The organism is Streptomyces sp. NPDC101118 (assembly GCF_044759445.1).
Taxonomy (GTDB): domain Bacteria; phylum Actinomycetota; class Actinomycetes; order Streptomycetales; family Streptomycetaceae; genus Streptomyces.
Genome location: NZ_JBIVZG010000023.1, coordinates 42,239 through 63,857 on the forward strand (window position 1 = coordinate 42,239; position 21,619 = coordinate 63,857).

A 21,619-nucleotide genomic window follows, 5' to 3' on the forward strand; every position below is an offset into this window, starting at 1 on the left:
GCCCGAAACGCCCCGGCGCCCGCACGCCCCGCCCCCGCAAGGAGCAACGCATGGACTTCGGGCTCGTCCTGCAGACCGACCCGCCCGCCTCCCAGGTGGTCAGCCTCATGAGGCGCGCCGAGCGCCACGGCTTCCGCTACGGCTGGACCTTCGACTCGGCCGTCCTGTGGCAGGAACCGTTCGTCATCTACAGCCAGATCCTCGCCAACACCCAGAAGATGCACGTCGGGCCCATGGTGACCAACCCGGGCACACGCACCTGGGAGGTGACCGCCTCCACCTTCGCCACCCTCAACGACATGTACGGCAACCGCACGGTGTGCGGCATCGGCCGCGGCGACTCCGCCATGCGCGTGGCCGGCCGCCGGCCCAACACCCTGGCCCGGCTCGGCGAGGCCATCGACGTCATCCGGGACCTGGCCGAGGGCCGCGAGGCCCTCGTGGACGGCAACCCGGTCCGCATCCCCTGGATCAAGGACGGCCGGCTGCCCGTCTGGATGGCCGCGTACGGGCCCAAGGCGCTCGCCCTCGCCGGGGAGAAGGCCGACGGGTTCATCCTCCAGCTCGCCGACCCCTTCCTGACGGAATGGATGGTGCACGCCGTCAGGGAAGCCGCCGCCAAGGCCGGCCGCGACCCCGAGTCCGTCTACATCTGCGTCGCCGCCCCCGCGTACGTGACGGCCGACGGCTCCCCCGAAGCCCTCGCCCACGCCCGCGACCAGTGCCGCTGGTTCGGCGGCATGGTCGGCAACCACGTCGCCGACCTCGTCGCCCGCTACGGAGAGCACTCCGGCCTGGTCCCCGAGGCGCTGACCGAGTACATCAAGGCCCGGCAGGGCTACGACTACAGCCACCACGGCCGCGCCGGGAACCCCTCGACGGACTTCGTGCCGGACGAGATCGTCGACCGCTTCTGCCTCCTGGGACCCGCCGAGGCCCACGTCGAGAAGCTCCGCCACCTGAAGGGCCTCGGCGTCCACCAGTTCGCCGTCTACGACATGCACGACGCCCGGGAAGCCACCATCGACGCCTACGGGCAGCAGGTCATCCCGGCGCTCAATTCCTGACGTGTCATCCGACCGAAGGGCCAGGTGTCGCCATGAACGGAGCCAGTGCCGAAGGCAACAGACCCGCGGGGAGCGGCCCCCTGCGTGACCGGATACCCGACGGAGGTGCGGACCGCGTCGAGCTCGGGCCCGCCGAGACGCCCTCCGACGGCCGGTTCGTCAACGCCGACCTGCTGCCGGTGCCGGTGGCCCAACGCCGCTGGACCACGTACAACTTCGCCGCCCTCTGGGTCGGCATGGCACACAACATCCCCTCCTGGATGCTCGCCTCGGGCCTCATCGCCCTCGGCATGGACTGGCGGCAGGCGGTGCTCACCATCGCCGCCGCCAACCTCATCGTCCTGGTCCCGATGCTGCTCACCGGCCACGCCGGACCCAAGTACGGCATCCCCTTCCCCGTCCTCGCCCGCGCGTCCTTCGGACTGCGCGGCGCCAACCTGCCGGCGCTCATCCGGGCCGGCGTGGCCTGCGCCTGGTTCGGCATCCAGACCTGGATCGGCGGCTCCGGCATCTTCGTCCTGCTCGGCACCCTCTTCGGCGGCTGGTCGGGCGGCGCGCACATCGCGGGCCAGCCCTGGGCCCTCTGGGTCTGCTTCCTGCTGTTCTGGGCCCTGGAACTCGCCATCATCCACCGGGGCATGGAGACCCTGCGGCGCTTCGAGAACTGGGCCGCGCCCTTCGTCATCGTCGGCGCGCTGGTGCTCCTGGGCTGGATCGCCGCCAAGGCGGGCGGCCTCGGCCCCCTGCTCGACCAGCCCTCGCAGCTCGGCTGGGGCGCCGACTTCTGGCAGGTCTTCTTCCCCGCGCTGATGGGCATGATCGCCTTCTGGGCCACCCTGTCCCTCAACATCCCCGACTTCACCCGCTTCGGTGCCGGACAGCGCGCCCAGGTCTACGGCCAGACCCTGGGCCTGCCCACGACGATGACGCTGTTCGCGCTGCTGTCGGTGCTGGTCACCTCCGGCTCGCAGGCCGTGTACGGGGCGCCGGTGTGGGACCCGGTACAGCTCGCCGCCAAGGCCGACAGCGTCTTCGGACTGCTGTTCGCGCTGGTCACCGTCCTGGTCGCGACGATCTCGGTGAACATCGCGGCCAACGTCGTCTCGCCCGCCTACGACCTGGCCAACCTGGCTCCGCGGCACATCGACTTCCGCCGCGGGGCACTGATCACCGGGGTGGTCGGCGTGCTGTGCATGCCGTGGAAGCTGACCTCCACCCCCGAGCTGTACATCTTCACCTGGCTCGGCCTGGTGGGCGGCCTGCTGGGCACCGTCGCCGGCATCCTGATCGCCGACTACTGGCTGGTCCGCCGCACCCGGCTGGAGCTCGCGGAGCTGTACCGGCCCGACGGCCGCTACTGGTACCGGGGCGGCTGGAACCCGGCCGCGCTGTCCGCCTTCGTCCTGGGCGGCGTGCTCGCCGTGGGCGGCTCGCACTCCGCCCCCGGCAAGGGCCCCTTCCCCGAGGAGGGCCTGATCCCGTTCCTCAAACCGCTCGCCGACTACGGCTGGGCGGTGGGGCTGGGGGCTTCGCTGCTGTTGTACGTGCTGCTCATGCGGCGGTCCGGGCGCGCGGGGGGCGGGGAGTAGGGGCAGGGCGCGGAGATCCGCCACAGCGCGTCTTCATCGGGCGTCCATGCGCAGTGGTGGGGAATGTCGGCGGGGCGTGCTTTGCTGGGGGCATGATCGAAGACTTCCTGACCCACGGCCTGGACGCCGTCGAGGACGCGGTGCGCGAGGCCGCCGCGGCCGAGATCACCCCGCGGTTCCGGCAGCTCGCCGACCACGAGGTGGAGTCCAAGACCGGTCCCCACGACCTCGTCACCGTTGCCGACCGCCTGGCCGAGGAGCACCTCACCGCATCGCTGACCAAGCTGCTCCCCGGCTCGGCCGTGGTGGGGGAGGAGGCGGTGCACTTGGATCCCGGCGTGTACGGGGCGCTGCGCGGCGACGCGCCGGTGTGGATCGTCGACCCGGTCGACGGCACGCGTCAGTTCGTGCACGGCGATCCCCATTTCTGCACCCTGGTGGCGCTGGCCCAGCACGGTGAGATCCTCGCCTCCTGGACGTACGCGCCGGCGTTGGGGGAGCTGGCGACGGCCGTGCGGGGCAAGGGGGCGTACCTCAACGGGGTGCGGCTGGAGTGCGGTTCGCCGGAGCCGGGGGCGTCGTTGCGGGTGGCCACCGCGCACCCGGACTACACCAGCCCCGAGACCAAGGCGGTGCTGGGGCGGCTGAACGTCGAGGGCGTGAGCCCCCGGCCGTGCGGCTCGGCCGGGCTGGAGTATCTGCGGGTCGCCCGCGGTGAAGTGGATGCGCTCGCCTTCAGCTGGCCCTCGGCGTGGGACCACGCGGCCGGGCTGCTGCTGGTCGGGGAGGCCGGCGGGGCGCAGTACACCGTCGGCGGTGAGCCCTTCCGGGTGGACCGGGACAACGAGCTGCCGTTCGCCGTCGCCCGTGACGAGGCCACCGCGGTCCGCATCCGCGACCTGCTGCGCGGCGGGGAGTGACGCCGGGCGCCCTGGTGCGCCGGAATATCCTGGAAGGCACTGCCGCGTGACGTGAGGAGTCCGAGGTGCCGTCGATTCTCGATGCCGTGGTCGTGGGAGCGGGGCCCAACGGGCTGACGGCCGCCGTCGAACTGGCCAGGCGGGGCTTCTCCGTGGCCGTGTTCGAGGCCGGGACGACCGTGGGCGGCGGGGCCCGCACCGAGGAGCTCACGCTCCCCGGTTTCCGTCACGACCCGTGCTCCGCGGTGCATCCGCTCGGCGTCGGTTCGCCGGTGTTCGGGACGATGCCGCTGGAGCGGTACGGGCTGGAGTGGCTGCACCCCGAGCTGCCGATGGCGCACCCCTTCGACGACGGCACCGCGGCCGTGCTGTCCCGCTCGGTCGCCGAGACCGCGGCCTCCTTCGGGGCGCGCGACGCCGGGGCGTACCGGCGGCTGGTCACCCCGTTCCTGGGCCACTGGGACACGCTCGTACGGGACTTCATGTCCCTGCCCTCGACCGCGCTGCCGCGCGACCCGGTGCTGCTGGGGCGCTTCGGGCTGCAGGGCCTGCCGCCCTCGACCTGGCTGCTGCGGCGGTTCCGGGACGAGCGGGCGCGGGCGCTGTTCGCGGGGCTCGTCGCCCATGTCATCGCGCCGCTCGGCGGGTTGGCCACCTCGGCCGTCGGCCTGGTCTTCGCCCTGGCCGCCCACGAGCGCGGCTGGCCGATGCCCCGCGGCGGCTCGCAGGCGATCCCGGACGCGCTGACCGCCTACCTGAAGGACCTGGGCGGGGTCGTGCACACCGGGTACGACGTCAAGCGCCTCGACGACCTGCCGCCCGCCCGCGCGTACGTCTTCGACACCTCGCCGACGGCGCTGGCCCGGATCGCGCGGCTGGGGCGGGTCTACGAGCACTACCGCTACGGCGCCGCAGCCTTCAAGATCGACTACGCGCTGGACGGTCCGGTGCCCTGGACCGCCGAGCAGCCCCGCCGCGCCGGCACCGTACAGATCGGCCCGACCAGCGGGGAGATCGGCACGGCCCTGCGCCAGGCGACCGCCGGCACCGCACCCGCCACCCCCTTCCTGATCACCGCCCAGCCCAGCCTGGTCGACCCCACCAGGGCCCCGGAGGGCAAGCACGTCTTCTGGGCGTACGGGCACGTCCCGCACGGCTGGGACGGCGACCTCACCGGCGCCGTCGAGAAGCAGCTCGAACGCTTCGCGCCCGGCTTCCGCGACCTGGTCCTGGCCCGCGCCACGGCCGGCCCGGCCGTCCTGGCCGCCCGCAACCCCAACTACGTGGGCGGCGACATCGCCTGCGGCGCCGCCTCGGGCCTCCAGCTCCTGCTCCGCCCGAAGCTCTCGCTCCGCCCGTACGCCACCCCGCACCCTGCGGTCTTCCTCTGCTCCTCCGCGACCCCACCCGGCCCCGGCGTCCACGGCATGTCCGGCCACAACGCGGCCAAGGCCGTCTGGCGTCACCTCCGCAGCGCCGGCTGAGCGGCGCAGGCATACCCGGGCCCTCGCGGGGCAGGCGCGCGGGGACGGAACACCCGCACCGGAAGGACCGGCCATGGGCAAGGCGAAGGCGAAGGCCAAGCAGGCCAAGGGACAGATGAAGGAAACCGCCGGCAACGTCATGGACGACAAGAAGATGCAGGCGGAGGGCACCTCCGAGAAGGTGGCCGGCAAGGCCGAGGAGATGTCCGGCAAGACGCACGAGTCGGCCGCGGAGGCCATGGAGCGGATCCGGAAGGCCGGCCACTGACCCCTGTGCGAGGGGGACGGGGACCCGCGTGCCGCGTGGTGCGCGGGTCCTCGCTTTGCCGCCTCGCTTTGCCGCCGGTCGGGGTGAGCGGCCCGGGTGGGGCCGGGTCCCGGTGGCTCGGGGTGCCCGTCGGTCAGGGCGTGTGCAGGTGGTAGACGGCGAAGGCGCCGCCGATCACCGGCATCGCCACGTTGCGCACCCGCACCCCGCCCTCCGTCATCCCGTGCTCGGTGCCCAGGTGGGCGTGGCCGTGGACCGCGAGATCCGCGCCCGCCCCGTCCATGGCCTCGGCGAGCAGGTAGCTGCCGAGGAACGGGAAGATCTCCGGGGGCTCGCCGGCCAGCGTGTCCGGCACCGGCGCGTAGTGGGTCAGCGCGATCCGTACGCCGCAGCCCTCCTCCTCCAGTTCGCTCAGCGAGCGGTGCAGGGACTGGGCGCAGCTCCGCGTGTACCGCATGAAGGACTTCATCTCGGGTTCCCCGAAGTCGCTGCCACAGCGGCCCGCGAAGCCGCCGCCGAACCCCTTCGTGCCGGCGATGCCGACCGTCGTGCCGTCGGCCTCCAGCCGTACCCAGTCGCCCTCCAGCACGCGTACCCCGGCCTCCGTCAGCACCCGGGACACCTCGTCCTGGGCGTCGCTCTGGTAGTCGTGGTTGCCCAGTACGGCGACCACCGGGACCGGCAGCCCGGACACCTCCCCGGCCACCACCCGGGCCTCCTCCTCGGTGCCGTGCCGGGTCAGGTCACCGGCCAGGAGCAGTACGTCGGCCTGCGTGCCCAGGGTCTCGAAGGCGGGCCGGAGCAGCCCCTCGGCACCCGGTGCGAGGTGGATGTCGCCGACCGCCGCCACCCGGATCACTGCAGCTCCTCGGGCCGGTGGGCGGGCCCGTCGGCGCAGGCGGTCCGCAGGTCGTGCCGCCAGGGCAGGCCGGCGAGCTCCTCGGCCGCGAGGCAGAGGACGACCTCCCGGCAGGCCTCCGTCGTGACGACGCCCCACAGCAGCACCCCGCCACCGTGCTGCTCGACGCGCACGCCGAGCTCGGCGATCTCCTCGTGGGCCAGCCGGTCCCGCAGGTGTTCCATGCGGTAGCCCAGCAGGCCCGCCGGGTCGAACCCGTTCATGTCGTCGTGCTCCTCGGTCCGATGACGTCCAGGCGTTCCAGCAGGTAGAGGAAGGCGTCGGCGAGCGGCGAGTCCCGGTGCGCCCGGTCGAGCAGCGGCCAGTCGATGCGCTCGCGCAGGGTGCGCGCCATCGGGAGCAGGTCGCCGAAGTCGCAGTAGTGCTCCGTCAGCGCGGCGAGCCGGCTGTCCATCAGGTCGGTGGGGGACAGGACCGGCATCCACACCGAGTCCACCGAGCGCACCTCGGCCCGCTCCAGCAGCTCGGTGCTCACCGGCCGCCGGGCGAGCTCGAAGATCAGGTCGATCTCCTCGCCGCCGGCCCGGCCCTTCACCAGCCAGTCCTCGGCGGCCCGGCGCATCTCGATGCCCCCGGACTCCAGGGCCTCGATCGCGGCGTCGGCGTCGGCGCGGCGGAGGCAGAAGTCGGTGTCGTGCTGGAAGTTCGCGGGGACGCCGTGCGCGAAGGCGGCGACGCTGCCGGCCAGCGCGAACGGCTTTTCCGTGCCCTTCAGCAGGGCGGCCACATGTTTGGTGATCTCCAGGATCGCCTGGGTGTGGTCGCGCGGCAGGGGGTTCCCGACGGAGGCCGGGGACGCGGTTCGCTCCTTCATGCCCCGCCTCCTCGTCGCCGGGCCGTCGACAGGTGGAAGATCACACGCCGCGTCTGCCCGGCGGGCGGGCCCTGAAACGCCGCTTCAGCGTGGCCGGGCGGCCGGGCCCGGCGCGGGCTTGGGGTAGGTGAGGGACCGCTTCACGCTGCCGTAGGCGAAGCTCGACTCGATCGAGGCGATGCCGGGGATGGCGTGGATCCGGTGCCGCACCAGGGACTCGTACGCCTCCAGGTCCTCGATCACCACGCGCAGCAGGTAGTCGCTGCTCCCGGCCATCAGGTAGCAGTCCTGGATGTGCTCGATGACCGAGACGTGCTCCTCGAAGGTGCGGACCGCCTCCGCCGTGTGCCGCTCCAGGCGGATGCGGACGAAGACGGTGATCGGGAGCCCGAAGGAGACCTGGTCGACCACGGCCGTGTAGCCGCGGATCAGGCCCGCCTCCTCCAGGCGGCGCACCCGGCGCAGGCAGGGGGAGGGGGAGAGGCGCACCCGGTCGGCGAGGTCCTGGTTGGAGAGCCGGCCGTCGGCCTGCAGCTCCCGGATGATCTGGAGGTCGACCGCGTCCATCGTGGCTCCTCGGCGGGACTTCGGGGGCTTTCGGGAGGTGTGCGGGGGGTCTGCGGTGGTTCCGGCGGTTTTTCGGGGCGATCCCGGCCGCTCCCCGGCGGATCCTTGGCAGATCCTGCCCCAAACGTACGTCCGAGGGGCAGAACTGGCAATCGCCTGCCCCGCCCCAGGCCCTAGCGTTGCCGGGTACGGAGAAACCACGCTCTACGAGGCGGGAGCAGCCTTCCTTGGTCGCGACGAACACCTTGCGGGGACCGGCCGGCGCCGGCGTTCCGGCAACCGGCCCGGCTGTCGCCGATGCCGATGCCCAGGCTCCGGGTACGGACACCGGCGCCGCCGGTGCCGCCGGTGCCGCTCCGGCCCCCGCCGACGCCGGTGCCGCCCGCCGCACGCGGCTGTCGCCGCAGGCGCGCGGCATGGCCGCACTGCTGGTCACCGTCGCGATCTGGGCCGCCTTCGCGCTCAGTGCCCGCGCCCTCAGCGCCTCGTCCCTGCTCCCCGCCGACGCCGCGCTGCTGCGCTTCGGCCTCCCGCCGCTGCTGCTCGCCCCCGCCCTGTGGCGGCGGCGCCACCGCATCGCCGCGGTGCGGCCGGCGGCCGCCGCGAAGATCGCGTGCGGTGCCGGGGTGCCGTTCTTCCTGGCCGCGATGCACGGCGGCGCCCTCACCTCCGCGGCCTTCGTCGGCTCGCTCGTACCCGGCATGGTCCCGCTCTTCGTGAGCGCGCTGATGGCCGCCCGCGGCCGTGGTCTGCCCCGCGGCAGCCAGGCTGCCGGACTGGCGCTGATCGTCGCCGGGGTGGCGGCCCTGGTCTGGCGGTACGTCGTCCCCGTCGACCCCGAGGTGCTGGAGGGCGCGGGCACACTGCTCGTGGCAAGCGGCCTGTGGGCGCTGTACACGGTGGGCCTGCGCGACGTGGACCTCGACCCGGTCGGCTCGATCGGGCTGCTCTGCGTGCCCTCCTTCGTGGTGATCGGCCTGCTGGTCCTCACCGGGGTGCTGCCCACCGGCCTCGCCCACGCCACCGGCGGCGACATCGCGCTGTTCCTGGTGGTGCAGGGCCTCGGTGTCGGCCTGTGCGCGGGCCTCACGTACGCCTATGCGATCCGCAGGCTGGGCGCCGAGCGCGCCTCGGTCGTCGGCAGCCTCAGCCCGGTGGCCGTCGTCCTGCTCGCCATCCCGCTGCTGGGCGAGGCCCCGACCGTCGCCGTCCTGGCCGGCGTCCCCCTGATCACCGCCGGCGTCATCCTCGCCAACCGGCCCCAGCGAAGCAAGGTTTCCGCAGATGCTTGAGCTCCTCCCGCCGCCGCCCGTCGACCCGCTGTGGGACCTGACCGCCGAGTTCGGCGCCGACAGCCGGCCCGAGCGCCTCAACCTGGTCCTCGGCGTCTACCGCGACCACACCGGCGCCACGCCCGTGATGACCGCCGTCCGCCAGGCCGAGATACGGCTGGCCGAGCGGTCGGAGTCCAAGGAGTACCGCGGCCTCTCCGGCAACCTCGCCTTCAACCGCGCCCTGCTGACCATGGTGCTCGGCGCCGAGGGCCCCCGGGAGCGGGCCGCCGCGGTGCAGACCGTGGCCGGCACCGGCGCCCTGCGGCTGCTGGCCGACCTGGCCGGCCGGAGCCGCCCGGGCGGCACCGTGTGGATCAGCGACCCCGCGTACGTCAACCACCGGCCGATCCTCGAGGCCGCCGGGCTGAAGGTCCGTACGTACCGCTGGCACGACTCGGGGAGCGGCTTCGACACGGCCGCCATGCTCGCCGACCTCGCGGAGGCGCGCCGCGACGACCTCGTCCTCCTCCAGGGCTGCTGCCACAACCCCACCGGCGTCGACCCGGCCCCGGAGGCCTGGGAGGAGCTGGCGGTGCTCGCCGTGCGGGAGGGCTGGGTGCCCTTCGTCGACCTCGCGTACCACGGTCTCGGCGACGGCCTGGAGGAGGACCTCCGGGCCACCCGGCTGCTGGCCTCGCGGGTGCCGGAGATGCTGATCGCCGTCAGCTGCTCCAAGAACTTCGGCCTCTACGCCGACCGCACCGGCTGCGCCATCGTCCTCGGCGCCTCCGCCCCCGCGGTCCGGCACGCCGAGACGGCCCTGCAGAACGCCGCCCGCACGCTGTACTCGATGCCGCCGGAGCACGGTGCGGCCGTGGTGACGACGGTCCTGGAGGACCCGGGTCTGCGTGTCGCCTGGCGGGCCGAACTGGACGCCATGCGCGGCCGGATCACCGCCAACCGCGCCGACCTGGCCGCCCAGCTGGGCTCCCTGGGCCGCGAGTCCCTGGCGGCCACCCTCGGCCGGCAGCGCGGCATGTTCTCGATGCTGCCGTTCACGCCGGACCAGATGCGGCGGCTGCGCGGCGAGTTCGCCGTCTACGGCACCACGGGCGGCCGCCTCAACATCGCCGGCCTCCCGGCCCACCGCATCCCGTGCCTGGCCCGCGGCATCGCGGCGGTCTCCGAGTAGCGAGTCCGACCGGGCGGCCACGGGCTCCTGACACCCACGGCCCTCGGGGCCGCCGGTCAGACGAGGGCGACGACCAGCAGGGCGAAGGCGGCGATGATGACGGCCACGCGGACGTAGTGGTACCGGTCCCAGCGGTTCATCTGCTCCTTCCAGTCCGCGGGCCGGTTCTCGGGGGTCCACGTCTTGCCGCGGTTGTTGATCGGTACGAGCAGCAGCACCGACATGATCACGCTGACGATCAACAGGGCCCCGGCGGTGACGACGAGGCCTGCGCCGTGGTGGTCCCGGCCGGCGACGGCCCAGACCGCGACGAGGACGAGCGAGCCGATGTACCAGACCGGCATCAGGGCGCCGAGCATCCGGCCGCCGTGGGCGCGGCCGAGCTGGCCGCTGTCTTCCGGGAGTGCGTTGAGGATCCGGTTGACGACGAAGGCGACGGAGAACTCCACCCCCACCATCAGGCCGACGACCACGGTGGTGAACACCTCGAGTGCGCTGAGCATGACGACCCCTCCTGGCATCTAGCGTTGCTAGCTGATGGTTCAACGCTAGACTGCCGCCGCTTGATTGTCTAGCGGTGCTAGCATCAAGGCATGTCGGTACAGGAACGCAAGCAGCGCGAACGGGCGGAGCGCGAGCGCCTCATCGTGGCGACGGCCCGCGAACTCGCCGAGCAGCAGGGCTGGGACGCGGTCACCACGCGGCGGCTCGCCGAGCGCATCGAGTACAGCCAGCCGGTCCTCTACAGCCACTTCCGCGGCAAGCGGGAGATCATCGGCGCCGTGGCGCTCCAAGGCGCCGCCGAGATGGCGGTGGAGCTGCGGGCCGCGGCCGCGGCCGCCGCAGCGGACGGCCCCCGTGCCCGGGTCACCGCCCTCGCCCGCACCTACCTCGACTTCGCCGCCCGCAACCCGGCGGTCTACGACGCCCTGTTCCAGCTCGACAACGGCCTGGCCTTCGCGCACGAGGACACCCCCGAGCCGCTGAAGGACGCCTTCGCGGCGCTGCTGGAAAGCCTCGGAGAGGTGGCCGGAGAAGGCATCCACCCCGGCCTCTTCACCGAACTGTTCTGGGCGTCCCTCCACGGCCTGGCCACCCTCACCAGAGCCGGCCGCCTCCCCCCGCACGACACGGAGCCCCGCATCCAACTCCTGGTCAACCGCCTGGCGGTGCTCTGACGGTCCGGCCGACTTCGCTCCGGCGCGGCGGGTGGCGTCTCACGCGGGATGACTCCGCTGCAGCGGCGGCTCACCGTTCGCCCGCCGTGGCGCGGGCAACCGTCGACGGGGCTCGGCTAGGGGGCGTCGGCCGGATGAGCTTCCGGCGGCAAGGCAGTCCCCGGCAGGTTTGTCGGACCATGAGCCATCCGCCGTCGCCGATGGCTCCCGTGGTCGGCAGCGTCTGCCGGGGGCCTGGCCAGAGCCTGGAAGAAAGTCACGCGGGCCACTGGACGTCTCCAGCAGGCGGTGTGGCTCTATCCGGTATTCCGGTGTAATGACGAGTGTCCTCCGGATCCGGGCCGAGTCAAGGGGTTTGGGGTGATTTGTTCCGGTTGTTGGGCGGGTGCCCGGCGGGCTGGGGGAGCGGTGGGGTGCCGGCCCCGGCCGGCTTCCCCGCCCGCCGACTCCGGGGGCGGGCGAGGCGGCCCCCAGGGGGGCGGGAGGCAGGCCGCCCCGGCGGCCCCCGCAGTCCCCCGGACGTAAACTGGGAGGGATCCGCGTCCCACCCGCAGTCGGGCCTACGGGAGGCGCCGCCATGACGGCACGCCCTGTTCCCCTCGGGTCCGGTGCCACCGTCTGGGCACCGGAGACGGTCACGGACGCCCCGTACAACGCCGAGACCCCCGCGGCCGCGCTGGCCGAGCCGCTGACACCGGCCGACGCCCTCTTCGTACGCGAACACTTCGGCGTCCCCCGCACCGACCCCGCCGCCTGGCGGCTGCACCTCGGCGGCGCCGTGGCCCACCCCCTCGCCATCGGTCACGCCGACCTGCTCGCCCTCCCGCACCGCGAACTCGACGTGCTCCTGGAGTGCGCCGGCAACGGCCGCACCCTCATGAGCCCCCTCCCGCCCGGCCTCCCCTGGGGCCAGCGGGCCGTCGGCTGTGCCCGCTTCGCCGGCGTCCCCTTCGCCACCCTCGCCGCCCGGGCCGGCATCGACCCCCGCACCGTCGAGATCGTCTTCACCGGCGCGGACTCCGGCACCGTCCACGGCCGCCGCACCGCCTTCGAGCGCAGCCTCCCGCTCGCCGTCGCCCTGCACCCCGACACCCTCCTCGCCACCCGCATGAACGGCGAGCCCCTCACCCCCGAGCACGGCGCCCCCGTACGCCTGGTCGTCCCCGGCCGGTACGCCGTCGCCGACGTCAAGTGGCTGGCCGGCGCGCGGGCCGTGACCGAGCCGTTCACCGGCGTCTTCCAGGCGGAGGAGTACGTGTACACCGCCTCCCGCGGCACCCCCGAAGGCCCCGTGACCACCCTGCGCGTGAAGTCCCTCATCACCACCCCGGAACCGGACACCGCCCTGCGCCGCGGCCGCCAGGTCCTCGTCACGGGCCGCGCCTGGACCGGCGGCGGCGTCCCCGTCCGCCGCGTCGAGGTACGGGCCGTCCCCCTGGAGGACGCCGACGCCCCGCCCGAACCGCCCGAACCGCCCGAACCGCCCGAACCGCCCGACGCCACCGGCCCGTCCCGCGCCGACGGCGCCGCCCCCTGGCACGAGGCCGTCCTCGACCCGCCCGCCGGCCCCTACGCCTGGACCGGCTGGACCCACCGCTGGACGCCCGAGCGGCCCGGCCCGTACCGGCTCCAGTCCCGCGCCACCGACTCGGACGGCCACACCCAGCCGCCGCACGCCCCCTGGAACGCCCACGGCTACGGCTGCAACCCGGTGGCGGGCGTGGACGTGGTCGTCGTATGAAAGCCCGGTGCCGCGATGAGCCAGATCGAGATCATGACCACCGCCTCCCTCGGCGACACCAGCTACCTCCTCGTCAGCGGTGACGAGGCCGCGGTGGTCGACCCCCAGCGCGACAGCTGGGAGATGCTGGCCGCCTGCGCCGCCGGCGGCGTACGGATCCGGTACGCCCTCGAAACGCACGTCCACAACGACTACCTCTCCGGCGCCCTGGAGGTCCGCGCCGCCACAGGCGCCACCATCGCGGGGCCCGCCCGCGCCCCGTACGCCTTCGAGCACCTCGGCCTGGCGGAGGACGACGAGATCCGCGTCGGCGACGTCACCGTCCGCGCCATGGAAACCCCCGGACACACCGCCGAGCACACCGCCTACCTCGTCTACGAGGACCACGACGGCGCGGGCCCGGCACCCACCGCCGTCTTCACCGGCGGCAGCCTCCTCGTCGGCACCGCCGGCCGCACCGACCTCTCCGGCGCCTCGCACACCGAGGAACTCGCCCGCGCCCAGTACCGCTCCCTGCGCCGCCTCGCCCTGCTGCCCGACGCCACCCGCGTCCTGCCCACCCACGGCGCCGGCAGCTCCTGCTCCGCCGGCCCCGCCGCGGCGGAGCGCACCACCACCGTCGGCGCCGAGCGGCACGGCAACCCGGCGCTCACCGCCCGGGACGAGGAGCACTTCGTACGGGACCGGCTCGGCCTCCCGCCGTACCCCGCCTACTACCACTACATGGCACCCGTGAACCGGCAGGGACCCCCGGTGCTCGGTGGCCCGCCCGCGCCCAGGCCGCTCACCCCATCGGTGGTCGAGGGGCTGGTCGGCGGCGGCGCGCAGGTCGTCGACGGCCGCGACCGGGCCGCCTTCGCCGCCGCCCACCTGCCCGGCTCCGTCTGGGACGAACTCGACGACCGCTTCGCCGGCCTGGTCGCCGAGGTCGTCCCCTTCGGCGCCCGCCTGGTGCTCGTTCTGCCCGAACCCGCCGAGGAAGCCTGGTACGAGGCGGTACGCCAACTCCTGCGCATCGGCTACGAGAACGTCGCAGGCCACCTCGCGGGCGGCACCGCCGCCTGGGCCGCGGCCGGCCGCCCGCTCCGGTCCTTCCGCACCGCCGACGCCTCGGAACTGGCCGGCCGGCTCTCGGAACGGCGCGTGCTCGACGTACGCCCCGAACGCCCCGAGGGCGGCATCCCCGGCACCCGCGCCGTCCGCCTGGCCGACCTGCCGCGGCGGCTCGGCGACCTGCCGCGCGACCGGGAGATCTGGACGGTCTGCGGCAGCGGCCGCCGGGCGACCATCGCGGCCAGCCTGCTGGACCGGGCCGGCATCCCCGTCACGGCCGTGACGCGCGGCGGCGTACGGGACCTGACCTGACCGGCAGGAGACGGAGACGGAAACGAAACAGCACAGCGGAAGGAGACCGGCGATGGGCCACAACGGCTACGCACACCCGGAGACGCTGGTGGACACCGAGTGGCTGGCCGCCCACCTCGACGACAGCACCGTGCGCGTCATCGATGTGGACGAGGACACCACCGCGTACGAACAGGGCCACATCCGGGGTGCGGTGGGCTGGAACTGGACCACGGACCTGCACGCCGCCGTGGGCCGCGACTACCTGGACCGCGACGCGCTCGGCGAGCTGCTGGCCCGCGCGGGCGTCGCCTTCGACACGACGGTGGTCCTCTACGGCGGCAACAACAACTGGTTCGCGGCGTACGCCTACTGGATCCTGCGGCTGCGCGGCTACAACCGGGTCAAGCTCCTCGACGGCGGACGGAAGAAGTGGGAGCTGGAGAGCCGGGAGCTGACCAGGGAGGTGCCGGCGTACCCGACGACCGACTTCACGGTCACCGGCCAGGAGAACCCGCAGTTCCGGGCGCTGCGCGCGGAAGTGCTGGACAGCGTGGGCAAGTCCGTCCGGATGGTCGACGTACGCTCGCCCGAGGAGTACCGGGGCGAGCGCCTGGCACCCCCGCACCTCCCGCAGGAACAGGCCCAGGTGCCGGGCCACATCCCGGGCGCGGCGAACGTCCCGTGGGCCCAGGCGGCCAACGACGACGGCACCTTCAAGTCCGCCGCCGAACTGCGCGAGCTGTACGCGGCCAAGGGCGTCGTCCCGGAGCACGAGGTGATCGCGTACTGCCGCATCGGCGAGCGCTCGTCCCACACGTGGTTCGCCCTCCACGAACTCCTGGGCTACCCCGACGTGAAGAACTACGACGGATCCTGGACGGAGTACGGATCACTGGTGCGGGCCCCGGTAGAGCTCGGCTGACGGCCGCCGCCCGGCGGACGTGCCCGCTCGACGTGCCCCCGCTCAGCGGAACGTGCCCACGTCCGTGACCGTGCCGTGCTCCAGGTCGACCCGGCCGCGGAAGTCGCCGCCGGTGCGGGTGGCGATGACCACCAGGGGGATGCCCCCGTGGCCGGCGTCCGGGTAGGCCATGTAGAAGCCGTGGACCGCGCTCGGGTCCCCGACCAGGTCCCGCGGCGGGCGCAGCCGCACCCGCTCCCGGCCGTCCGCCCAGAACACCACCGCGTTGTCCGACGGCGAGAACGGCGTGGTGTCCAGCGCCTCCACCACCAGCACGAGGCCGTCCCACGTCATCACCGACTGCGGCGGCCGGTCGTACTCCTTCACCACCTCGCCACCGGGGTGGGTCCAGCGCACCACGCGCTCGCCCCGTTCCCAGAGGAGCGGGGGACCGGCCGTGCGGTCACACGTCGGCTCCACGACGCGGTCAGACTGTCGGGGCGTCGAAGCGGTGGACGACGATCCAGTATTCGTCGTCCTCCTCGGTCAGAGCGCACAGGCGTCGCCCGTCCGTCGACATGGCGATGGCCATGGATCCGGTACCGGGCGGGAGTGCGGCCGAGAGGGCGGTGTCGGCGGTCAGGCGCACCTGCACCCAGTCCCGGTCGGCGCCGTGCACGAGGAATCGGTCCTGGTCATCGAGCACGGCCTCCGCCCGCGCGTGCTCCAGCCACAATCGGTCGGCAGCGGCGGTTGCCCCGGTGCCAGCTCGCGACACCCTCGCCACGGGCACCACCTCGACGTTGACGACTGCCGTGAACGCCTGCGCGTACGGAGGGAGCCCTTCGGGCACGTCCGCGGCCACGGCCTCCAGCCGGGCCTTGGCGATCCGGGGTGCAGGCTCTCCGCCGGCCGGTTTGCTCGTCATTCTCAATTGCCACTCTCGTAGAACAGGTGATGGTCGCCGCCCTCTTTGTTGATCTTGGCGTAGCGCTCCATCTCCTTGTAGTTGCTGTTGTCCCAGCCGAAGTTGACGAATTGGCCACCGTCGGGGCGGTCCCCCATGGCCTTGGGCATGCCCGCGTGGAAATGCGGACCGGCCGGATCGTGGGTGTGCTCGACGATCACACGTGAGCCGCCGCCGTCCTTCAGCTCGTACTGCCAGAAGGTGCCGAGGTGGGAGGGGTTGTCGGAGTAGGTGTAGCCCTCGACGTGCTTGAGTCTGACGTCGTCCACCACCTTCCAGGTGGCCCACAGCTCGTCCACGTCAGGGTCCACGCCAGCCAATTTGTACGCCGCTTGCCTTGCCTCGTCCCGGGTCTTGAACGGGTTGCCGTGCTCACCCTTGGGCGGGCAGCCGTCGGGGGCGAGTCCCAGTGGGTCGGCCCACGTGTGCGGGTTGGCAACGTACGTTACGGGATTCGGCGCTGGAGCCAGGCCCAGTGGGTCAGGGCTGAGGTAGCGAGCGGTCAGGGGGTCGTAGTGGCGGAAGACGTTGTAGTGCAGGCCGGTTTCCGGGTCGAAGTACTGGCCGGGGAACCGCAGGGGAGTGTACGCCGTCGCGTCCTTGTTCCAGGCGGTACTGCCCCACAGCGTCGAACGCGTTCTCCAGGCGACGACTCCCAGATCGTCGACCAGCTCCGTTGGCGTGCCGATCAGGTCCGTGACGATGGCGAAGAACCGCCGGTCCACCTCGCCCCGACCGACGTCGCGGATGCGCTCGGTCTGCGCGAGAGGGTGCAACCCGCGGTGATCCCAGGTGAGCGTCACCTCCTGCCGGGATCCAGCGGTGCGCGTCGTCTGCTCGCAGAGCACGGAGCCGTCCCAGGTGAACCGCACCTCCTCTGCGATATCGCCCGTCCCGGTCAGTCTCTGCTTGACGGTGCGCCGGCCGAGTTCGTCGTAGCGGTAGCGCCAGTTGGTGCCGTCCGGAGTCTGCACGGCGACCAGCTGGTCTCGCTGGTTCCACGTGTACCGCCACGTGTCGGGCTTGCGGGACAGCCGGTGCTGCCGGCGCGCTACGACGCGACCCAGCGGGTCGTACTCGTAGCGGACGCGGCCGGCCCGGACTAGCCGGGTTCCCTCGTAGTGGCGGTGCCCCGTGGCTGCCACTCCACCCGGGTGGGACTCGGGCCAGTGCGCTGCGCTCTGGTTTCCGGCCTCGTCGTACACATACCGCTCGGTCCATTGGGGGGCCTGCACGGTGCCGACTCGCCCGGCAGCGTCCAGATCGAAGCGGTGCGCCCCTGTGTGCAGGTCGTCCATTTCCGTCAGGGTGCCGTCGGGGCGGTAGGCATACGCGCGGCGCTGGAGGGTCGAGCCGTCGTGGCCGGTCACCCGACGCTCTGCGAGCCGGCCACTGTCGTCCCACATGCTGGACATTGCGAGCCCGTGCCCGATTCGACGGGTGAGTTCCCGGCCCGCCGGGTCGTACTCGAAATTGACTGCCGTGCCCGAGACGTTCAGTTCGCTGCAGTTGCCGGCGTCGTCGAAGGTCCAGGTCGTCACCGCTCCTGCCGGGGTGGTGCGCCGGATGCGACGGCCCAGGTCGTCGTAGGCATAGGCGATGGTGTGGCCATCAACTGTCTCGGAGCGCAGTCGGCCCGCGCTGTCCCGAAGACGCGTCAGCTCGCCGTGCGGACCAGTGGCCCGGGCAACCTTGCCGAAGAGGTCGTACTCCAGTGTGGTGACGGAGCCGCCGCAGTCCTTGCGGACGATCTGTCCGAGGTCGTTCCGGGTGTACCGAATTTCACCGAGGGCATTGGCCCGGCTCACGAGCGAACCCGCCGCGTCGTAGCCGTACGACACGGTACGGCCGTCGAAGTCGGTCTCGGCGATCAGCCGCCCGGCCGGGTCGTACGCGTAGGACCACTCCAGCCCCTGGGGATTGATGACCCGACTGAGCTGCAGGTCTGCATCATGCTCGAAGCGGTACCGGACCTTGTCGGGTCCCGTTCGCGCGACCAGGAGGTCGAAGTCGCCGTACGCGTAAGAGGTGACGCCGCCGAGGGCATCGGTGTGGCGCACGCAGTTGCCCTCGCCGTCGTACTCCCAGACCTGGGTGGTGCCGTCGGGTTCGGTACGGCGCAGCAGCCTGCCTTCCGTACTCCAGGCGAGGCGGGCAGTGTTGCCGAGCGGGTCGGTGACGGAGACCGGACGCCCGAAGGCGTCGCGCTCGTAGCGCGTGACGGCGCCGTTGGGAGCGGTGATTTCCAGGGGCAGCCCGGCGCGGTCGCAGCGGATGGTCGTGGTGTGTCCGAGCGCGTCGGTGATCGAGGCCAGGTTGCCCCGTCCGTCGTAGGTAAAACGGGTTGTGCTGCGAGCTCCGTCAGTCGCCGAAGTGATGTTGCCGCGCTCGTCATAACTACGGACCACGCTGGTGCCGTCGTGACGAGTGAGCCGCAGTGGGCCGCCGGGGCCCGCGTACTGTGCAGTGGCTTCGCGGCCGTCGGCCCGGATGAGGGATGTCAGCCGGCCGTCGTCGTCGTACCCCATGCGGGTGGTACGCCCCAGTGGGTCGGTGCGGGAAGCCAACCGGTTGAAGCGATCGTGCGTGAAACGGGTGACGGCGCCCGTCGCATCGGCCTCCGCGACGACTTGGGCCCGCGCGTTGACCTGGTAGTGGCGACGGTGGCCCAGAGCGTTGACGACGGTGGTGACGGTGTCCGTGTACTCGAAGCGTGCGTTGAGGTGACCATTGGTGCCGGACTGGGCGACGCATCGGTCCAGGTCGTCGTACTTGTAGTCGAAGTGGCGGCCGTTGGTGTCGGTCCAGGAGACGATCCGACCCCGTTGGTCGTAGCCGAACCGGAACGGTCGGCCGCAGGAGTTGGTCGTCTCCGTGAGGTGGCCGTCCGTATAGCCGTAGCCCATGATCTTGGTGCCGTCCGCCATCGCGAGGCCGTCGATCCGGCCGTCGGCCACGCTCAGCTTCAGGTGGTACCCGCCGCTGTGGATCACTTCTACGGGCGTGCCAGCCTCGTCGTGGACGAAGGTGATGCTGTTGCCGTTGCGGTCCTCGATCCGATCCAGGAGGGCCGTCCCCGCGTCGTGGAACGCGAAGTACCGGACGAGGCCGGTGTGCGGATCGGTGACGGCGTATTCACCGTCGCCGTCCAGCGAGAGTGACCAGCGCTGGCCGTGGCTTGCCCGTACGGGGATCCCGGGGGCCGGGTGCGGGTAGGCGAGAATGCTCGTGTCCTCCCGCAGGAACACGACCCCCTCCGCATCGATTTCCAGCCGCTGGTCGATGACGCTGGCCCAGGCAGGACCGAACCACCGGCCGGCCCGGTACGAGGATTCGAAGGTCCGCCCGAACTGGAACGGCAGCGTTCCGGGCAGGGCCAGGTCGGTCTGGGGGAGAAGCATCCGGCCCGTGGCGACGTCAACCGGATCCTCGGCACAGACCTTCTCCTTGGCCGAGTCCCGGGAGGAGCCTTCCGGGCCGTTCTTGTTCAGCTCGACACGACCCGGCGCCTTGAGGTCGTCGGCCACGCGGGTGACTGCCGCGGTCTTCTTCAGGGCCCCCAGGCCCTTGGAGCCGACGAGTTCGGGGATGAGCTTGCCGATGCCTTCGGAGGGGTCCTTCATGAACTGGTCGATCATCGTCTTCGCGGTGCCGACGGGGTCGTTGGCGGCGGTGACGAGGCCGGCGGCGGTGGAGTTGAGGGAGGTGAGGTACTCGGCCGGGTGGGTGAGGTTGTACGGGTCGGTGGGGTTGACCGAGCGGACGAAGTTGAGCATTCCCGCGGTGCCCTTGACCACGCCGCCGACCAGGTGGTTTGCGTCGATGGTCATGGCGACGAAGCCGTCCTCGAGCTGCTCGGCGTACGAGGGCTTCGGCGGTGCCATGTCGCGGGCCGCGGCGACGGCGGAACGTGCCGTCTCGGCCGCCTCGTTGCGCTGCTTGCGGGCCTCGGTGACCTTCTCGTACGCGGCCTTCAGGCCGGCCGCGCCGGGGTCTTTGAAGCCGTCGGGGCGGGGCGGGAGGTCGTCCTTCTTGGCCTTGACCGCGTCGTTGTACGCGTCGACCTTGTCGTTGTAGGCGGTGCGGGCGTCCTCGGAGGCCTTCTTCGCCGTCTTGTACTCGGCGATCGCCGCCTTGGCCTGGCCCTGGGCCCACTCGACGGTCTCGGCGAAGCGGGTCAGCGCGCCGTGGGCCCTCTCAAAGGCGTCGGCGGCCTTGAACCACTTGGGCGGCTCCTTGGCGGTGCTCTCGCCGAAGGCGGTGGCGGTCTGCCCCTTGATGGCGCTGGAGTCCAGACCCTTGATGCCGGTGCCGACCTTGTCGAAGTTCGCCTGGAACTTCGCCAGGTGGTTCGCGTTCTCGCGGATCTTCGAGACGCTGCCGTAGATGATCTTGGTCGGGTCCTCGGTCTGGTCCAGCTCCAGCTCGGCGACGTCCGCGCCCAGCTGGTTCGCCAGGGAGCGGGACTTGTCCCTCACCCAGTCCCCGGCGTCCTCCAAGCCCGCCTTGTCGGCCAGGTCGGCGGTCTTGTCGCCCAGCCATTCGACCCCGTCGCCTATGCCCTCGGCAGCCTTCTCCGCCCCGTCCTCGATGAAGTCCGGGGTCCAGTCGCGCCAGCCCATGTGCCCTTACCGTTCCCCGTCGGTCTGCTGGATCAGGTCGTTGAGCGACCCGATCCGCCCGGTGGTCTTGAGCTTCTCGCCCGTGTCCGACCAGGTCTGCTTGATCTCCTCGCCCGCCTTCTGGAAGGAGCCCGGGCTGTAGTCCGGCTTGTAGACGTCGCCCGAGAAGATGTCGCCCCACTCCTTCTTCTCGATGTCGTCCTCGTTGGCGTGCGGGTTGCCGTAGAGGGAGTTCGCGCCCACCTTGAACGCACCCTGGAGGTACTGGTCCTCCTCCCACAGCGCGCCCGCGGCGATACCGAGGTTCGCGGCGAGCACGCTGGCGTCCTGGATGAGGCCGCGTACGCCCCACTCCCAGCGCTCGCAGAACGCTTCGAAGTCCCCCGCGAGGCCGGCGTGTCCGGCCTCCATCCCGGTCATGGACAACGACTCGAAGCCGGCGCCCATCGACGCCCCGCCGGCGGTTCCCACCTCACGCAGCTCCGCCACGGCACCGCGCAGCCCCTCGGTGATGTTCTTGACCGCCGCCGGGTCGAGGGCCAGGTCCTTGTCGCCGCCGCTCACTGTGCGTCTTTCGGGTCGTGGGTGGAGCCGTCGGGGCGGGCCGCGTCCGTCGTCGCGTCGGCAGCCGTTGGAATCATGCCTGTCGTCACGTCTGTGGCCACGGACGTGGGCCCCTCCCGGGCCCCCGCCCCCGCCACCGGGGGGGGGGGCCACACCGTGAAGCCGCGGTGCGGTCAGGTCATCAGACCCGGCTGCCCTGGGCGTC

At 72.4% G+C, this 21,619-nt stretch carries 20 protein-coding genes; 11 read left to right on the plus strand and 9 right to left on the minus strand.

Annotated features, from left to right (window positions below):
* The first annotated feature begins 50 nt into the window (after positions 1-50).
* The 5 genes from ACIQUQ_RS29350 (at position 51) to ACIQUQ_RS29370 (ending at position 5,328) form a co-directional block, all read left to right on the plus strand.
* Positions 51-1,067 carry a TIGR03842 family LLM class F420-dependent oxidoreductase gene (locus ACIQUQ_RS29350; RefSeq protein ID WP_403981824.1) on the plus strand — a complete coding sequence of 339 codons (1,017 nt, stop codon included), beginning with the start codon at positions 51-53 and terminating at the stop codon, positions 1,065-1,067.
* Between the two features lie 32 nt (positions 1,068-1,099).
* Complete coding sequence (locus ACIQUQ_RS29355) at positions 1,100-2,656, plus strand: NCS1 family nucleobase:cation symporter-1 (protein WP_403981827.1); 1,557 nt, start codon at positions 1,100-1,102, stop codon at positions 2,654-2,656.
* Positions 2,657-2,748: 92 nt separating this feature from the next.
* The gene (locus ACIQUQ_RS29360) at positions 2,749-3,576 is read left to right on the plus strand and encodes an inositol monophosphatase family protein (RefSeq protein ID WP_403981829.1); all 828 of its coding nucleotides are present in this window, start codon (positions 2,749-2,751) and stop codon (positions 3,574-3,576) included.
* A gap of 65 nt (positions 3,577-3,641) precedes the next feature.
* The gene (locus tag ACIQUQ_RS29365) at positions 3,642-5,060 is read left to right on the plus strand and encodes a phytoene desaturase family protein (protein WP_403981832.1); all 1,419 of its coding nucleotides are present in this window, start codon (positions 3,642-3,644) and stop codon (positions 5,058-5,060) included.
* Positions 5,061-5,133: 73 nt separating this feature from the next.
* Positions 5,134-5,328 (plus strand): CsbD family protein, encoded by a 195-nt coding sequence (locus tag ACIQUQ_RS29370; protein WP_403981835.1) that lies wholly within the window; start codon positions 5,134-5,136, stop codon positions 5,326-5,328.
* Between the two features lie 133 nt (positions 5,329-5,461).
* Here the strand turns inward: ACIQUQ_RS29370 and ACIQUQ_RS29375 are convergent, their stop codons facing one another.
* The 4 genes from ACIQUQ_RS29375 to ACIQUQ_RS29390 form a co-directional block, all read right to left on the minus strand.
* The gene (locus ACIQUQ_RS29375) at positions 5,462-6,187 is read right to left on the minus strand and encodes a metallophosphoesterase (RefSeq protein ID WP_403981838.1); all 726 of its coding nucleotides are present in this window, start codon (positions 6,185-6,187) and stop codon (positions 5,462-5,464) included.
* Entirely contained in the window at positions 6,184-6,450 is a 267-nt protein-coding gene (locus tag ACIQUQ_RS29380; protein WP_403981841.1) for a BON domain-containing protein, read from the minus strand. Before ACIQUQ_RS29380 ends, ACIQUQ_RS29375 begins: the two co-directional genes overlap by 4 nt.
* A complete protein-coding gene (locus ACIQUQ_RS29385; RefSeq protein ID WP_403981844.1) occupies positions 6,447-7,061 on the minus strand; it encodes a hypothetical protein in 615 nt (204 codons plus the stop codon). Before ACIQUQ_RS29385 ends, ACIQUQ_RS29380 begins: the two co-directional genes overlap by 4 nt.
* A gap of 84 nt (positions 7,062-7,145) precedes the next feature.
* A complete protein-coding gene (locus ACIQUQ_RS29390) occupies positions 7,146-7,628 on the minus strand; it encodes an Lrp/AsnC family transcriptional regulator (RefSeq protein ID WP_403981846.1) in 483 nt (160 codons plus the stop codon).
* Between the two features lie 227 nt (positions 7,629-7,855).
* On the opposite strand from ACIQUQ_RS29390, the gene ACIQUQ_RS29395 reads away from it, so the two are divergent.
* Both ACIQUQ_RS29395 and ACIQUQ_RS29400 read left to right on the plus strand, forming a co-directional pair.
* The gene (locus tag ACIQUQ_RS29395; RefSeq protein WP_403981849.1) at positions 7,856-8,920 is read left to right on the plus strand and encodes a DMT family transporter; all 1,065 of its coding nucleotides are present in this window, start codon (positions 7,856-7,858) and stop codon (positions 8,918-8,920) included.
* Positions 8,913-10,094, plus strand: a complete 1,182-nt coding sequence (locus ACIQUQ_RS29400; RefSeq protein WP_403981852.1) for an aromatic amino acid transaminase — start codon at positions 8,913-8,915, stop codon at positions 10,092-10,094. The genes ACIQUQ_RS29395 and ACIQUQ_RS29400 overlap by 8 nt, the downstream gene beginning before the upstream one ends.
* Before the next feature lie 56 nt (positions 10,095-10,150).
* Here ACIQUQ_RS29400 and ACIQUQ_RS29405 read toward each other — a convergent pair whose 3' ends face one another.
* On the minus strand, positions 10,151-10,597 hold the full coding sequence (locus ACIQUQ_RS29405; RefSeq protein ID WP_403981855.1) for an anthrone oxygenase family protein: 447 nt from the start codon (positions 10,595-10,597) through the stop codon (positions 10,151-10,153).
* 90 nt (positions 10,598-10,687) lie between these two features.
* Here ACIQUQ_RS29405 and ACIQUQ_RS29410 point away from each other — a divergent pair, with 90 nt between their 5' ends.
* The 4 genes from ACIQUQ_RS29410 (at position 10,688) to ACIQUQ_RS29425 (ending at position 15,282) form a co-directional block, all read left to right on the plus strand.
* The gene (locus tag ACIQUQ_RS29410; RefSeq protein WP_403981857.1) at positions 10,688-11,272 is read left to right on the plus strand and encodes a TetR/AcrR family transcriptional regulator; all 585 of its coding nucleotides are present in this window, start codon (positions 10,688-10,690) and stop codon (positions 11,270-11,272) included.
* Positions 11,273-11,849: 577 nt separating this feature from the next.
* Entirely contained in the window at positions 11,850-13,013 is a 1,164-nt protein-coding gene (locus tag ACIQUQ_RS29415; RefSeq protein WP_403981859.1) for a sulfite oxidase, read from the plus strand.
* Positions 13,014-13,028: 15 nt separating this feature from the next.
* On the plus strand, positions 13,029-14,378 hold the full coding sequence (locus ACIQUQ_RS29420; protein ID WP_403981861.1) for a rhodanese-like domain-containing protein: 1,350 nt from the start codon (positions 13,029-13,031) through the stop codon (positions 14,376-14,378).
* A 52-nt stretch (positions 14,379-14,430) separates the two neighbouring features.
* On the plus strand, positions 14,431-15,282 hold the full coding sequence (locus ACIQUQ_RS29425) for a sulfurtransferase (protein WP_403981864.1): 852 nt from the start codon (positions 14,431-14,433) through the stop codon (positions 15,280-15,282).
* Between the two features lie 42 nt (positions 15,283-15,324).
* Here ACIQUQ_RS29425 and ACIQUQ_RS29430 read toward each other — a convergent pair whose 3' ends face one another.
* Genes ACIQUQ_RS29430 through ACIQUQ_RS29445 form a run of 4 tightly spaced genes read right to left on the minus strand, consistent with a single transcriptional unit; the run spans position 15,325 to position 21,414 of the window.
* Positions 15,325-15,741, minus strand: a complete 417-nt coding sequence (locus ACIQUQ_RS29430; protein WP_403981866.1) for a hypothetical protein — start codon at positions 15,739-15,741, stop codon at positions 15,325-15,327.
* A gap of 7 nt (positions 15,742-15,748) precedes the next feature.
* Positions 15,749-16,189, minus strand: a complete 441-nt coding sequence (locus ACIQUQ_RS29435) for a hypothetical protein (RefSeq protein ID WP_403981868.1) — start codon at positions 16,187-16,189, stop codon at positions 15,749-15,751.
* A gap of 2 nt (positions 16,190-16,191) precedes the next feature.
* Positions 16,192-20,850 (minus strand): putative T7SS-secreted protein, encoded by a 4,659-nt coding sequence (locus ACIQUQ_RS29440; RefSeq protein ID WP_403981871.1) that lies wholly within the window; start codon positions 20,848-20,850, stop codon positions 16,192-16,194.
* A 6-nt stretch (positions 20,851-20,856) separates the two neighbouring features.
* A complete protein-coding gene (locus tag ACIQUQ_RS29445) occupies positions 20,857-21,414 on the minus strand; it encodes a hypothetical protein (protein WP_403981873.1) in 558 nt (185 codons plus the stop codon).
* Positions 21,415-21,619: the final 205 nt, after the last annotated feature.

Bases quoted from the DNA above. Each gene is read 5' to 3' on its own strand.
- ACIQUQ_RS29350 (WP_403981824.1), top strand. From the start codon at position 51: ATGGACTTCGGGCTCGTCCTGCAGACCGACCCGCCCGCCTCCCAGGTG.
- ACIQUQ_RS29355 (WP_403981827.1), top strand. From the start codon at position 1,100: ATGAACGGAGCCAGTGCCGAAGGCAACAGACCCGCGGGGAGCGGCCCC.
- ACIQUQ_RS29360 (WP_403981829.1), top strand. From the start codon at position 2,749: ATGATCGAAGACTTCCTGACCCACGGCCTGGACGCCGTCGAGGACGCG.
- ACIQUQ_RS29370 (WP_403981835.1), top strand. From the start codon at position 5,134: ATGGGCAAGGCGAAGGCGAAGGCCAAGCAGGCCAAGGGACAGATGAAG.
- ACIQUQ_RS29380 (WP_403981841.1), bottom strand. From the start codon at position 6,450: ATGAACGGGTTCGACCCGGCGGGCCTGCTGGGCTACCGCATGGAACAC.
- ACIQUQ_RS29385 (WP_403981844.1), bottom strand. From the start codon at position 7,061: ATGAAGGAGCGAACCGCGTCCCCGGCCTCCGTCGGGAACCCCCTGCCG.
- ACIQUQ_RS29390 (WP_403981846.1), bottom strand. From the start codon at position 7,628: ATGGACGCGGTCGACCTCCAGATCATCCGGGAGCTGCAGGCCGACGGC.
- ACIQUQ_RS29400 (WP_403981852.1), top strand. From the start codon at position 8,913: ATGCTTGAGCTCCTCCCGCCGCCGCCCGTCGACCCGCTGTGGGACCTG.
- ACIQUQ_RS29405 (WP_403981855.1), bottom strand. From the start codon at position 10,597: ATGCTCAGCGCACTCGAGGTGTTCACCACCGTGGTCGTCGGCCTGATG.
- ACIQUQ_RS29410 (WP_403981857.1), top strand. From the start codon at position 10,688: ATGTCGGTACAGGAACGCAAGCAGCGCGAACGGGCGGAGCGCGAGCGC.
- ACIQUQ_RS29415 (WP_403981859.1), top strand. From the start codon at position 11,850: ATGACGGCACGCCCTGTTCCCCTCGGGTCCGGTGCCACCGTCTGGGCA.
- ACIQUQ_RS29420 (WP_403981861.1), top strand. From the start codon at position 13,029: ATGAGCCAGATCGAGATCATGACCACCGCCTCCCTCGGCGACACCAGC.
- ACIQUQ_RS29425 (WP_403981864.1), top strand. From the start codon at position 14,431: ATGGGCCACAACGGCTACGCACACCCGGAGACGCTGGTGGACACCGAG.
- ACIQUQ_RS29435 (WP_403981868.1), bottom strand. From the start codon at position 16,189: ATGACGAGCAAACCGGCCGGCGGAGAGCCTGCACCCCGGATCGCCAAG.
- ACIQUQ_RS29440 (WP_403981871.1), bottom strand. From the start codon at position 20,850: ATGGGCTGGCGCGACTGGACCCCGGACTTCATCGAGGACGGGGCGGAG.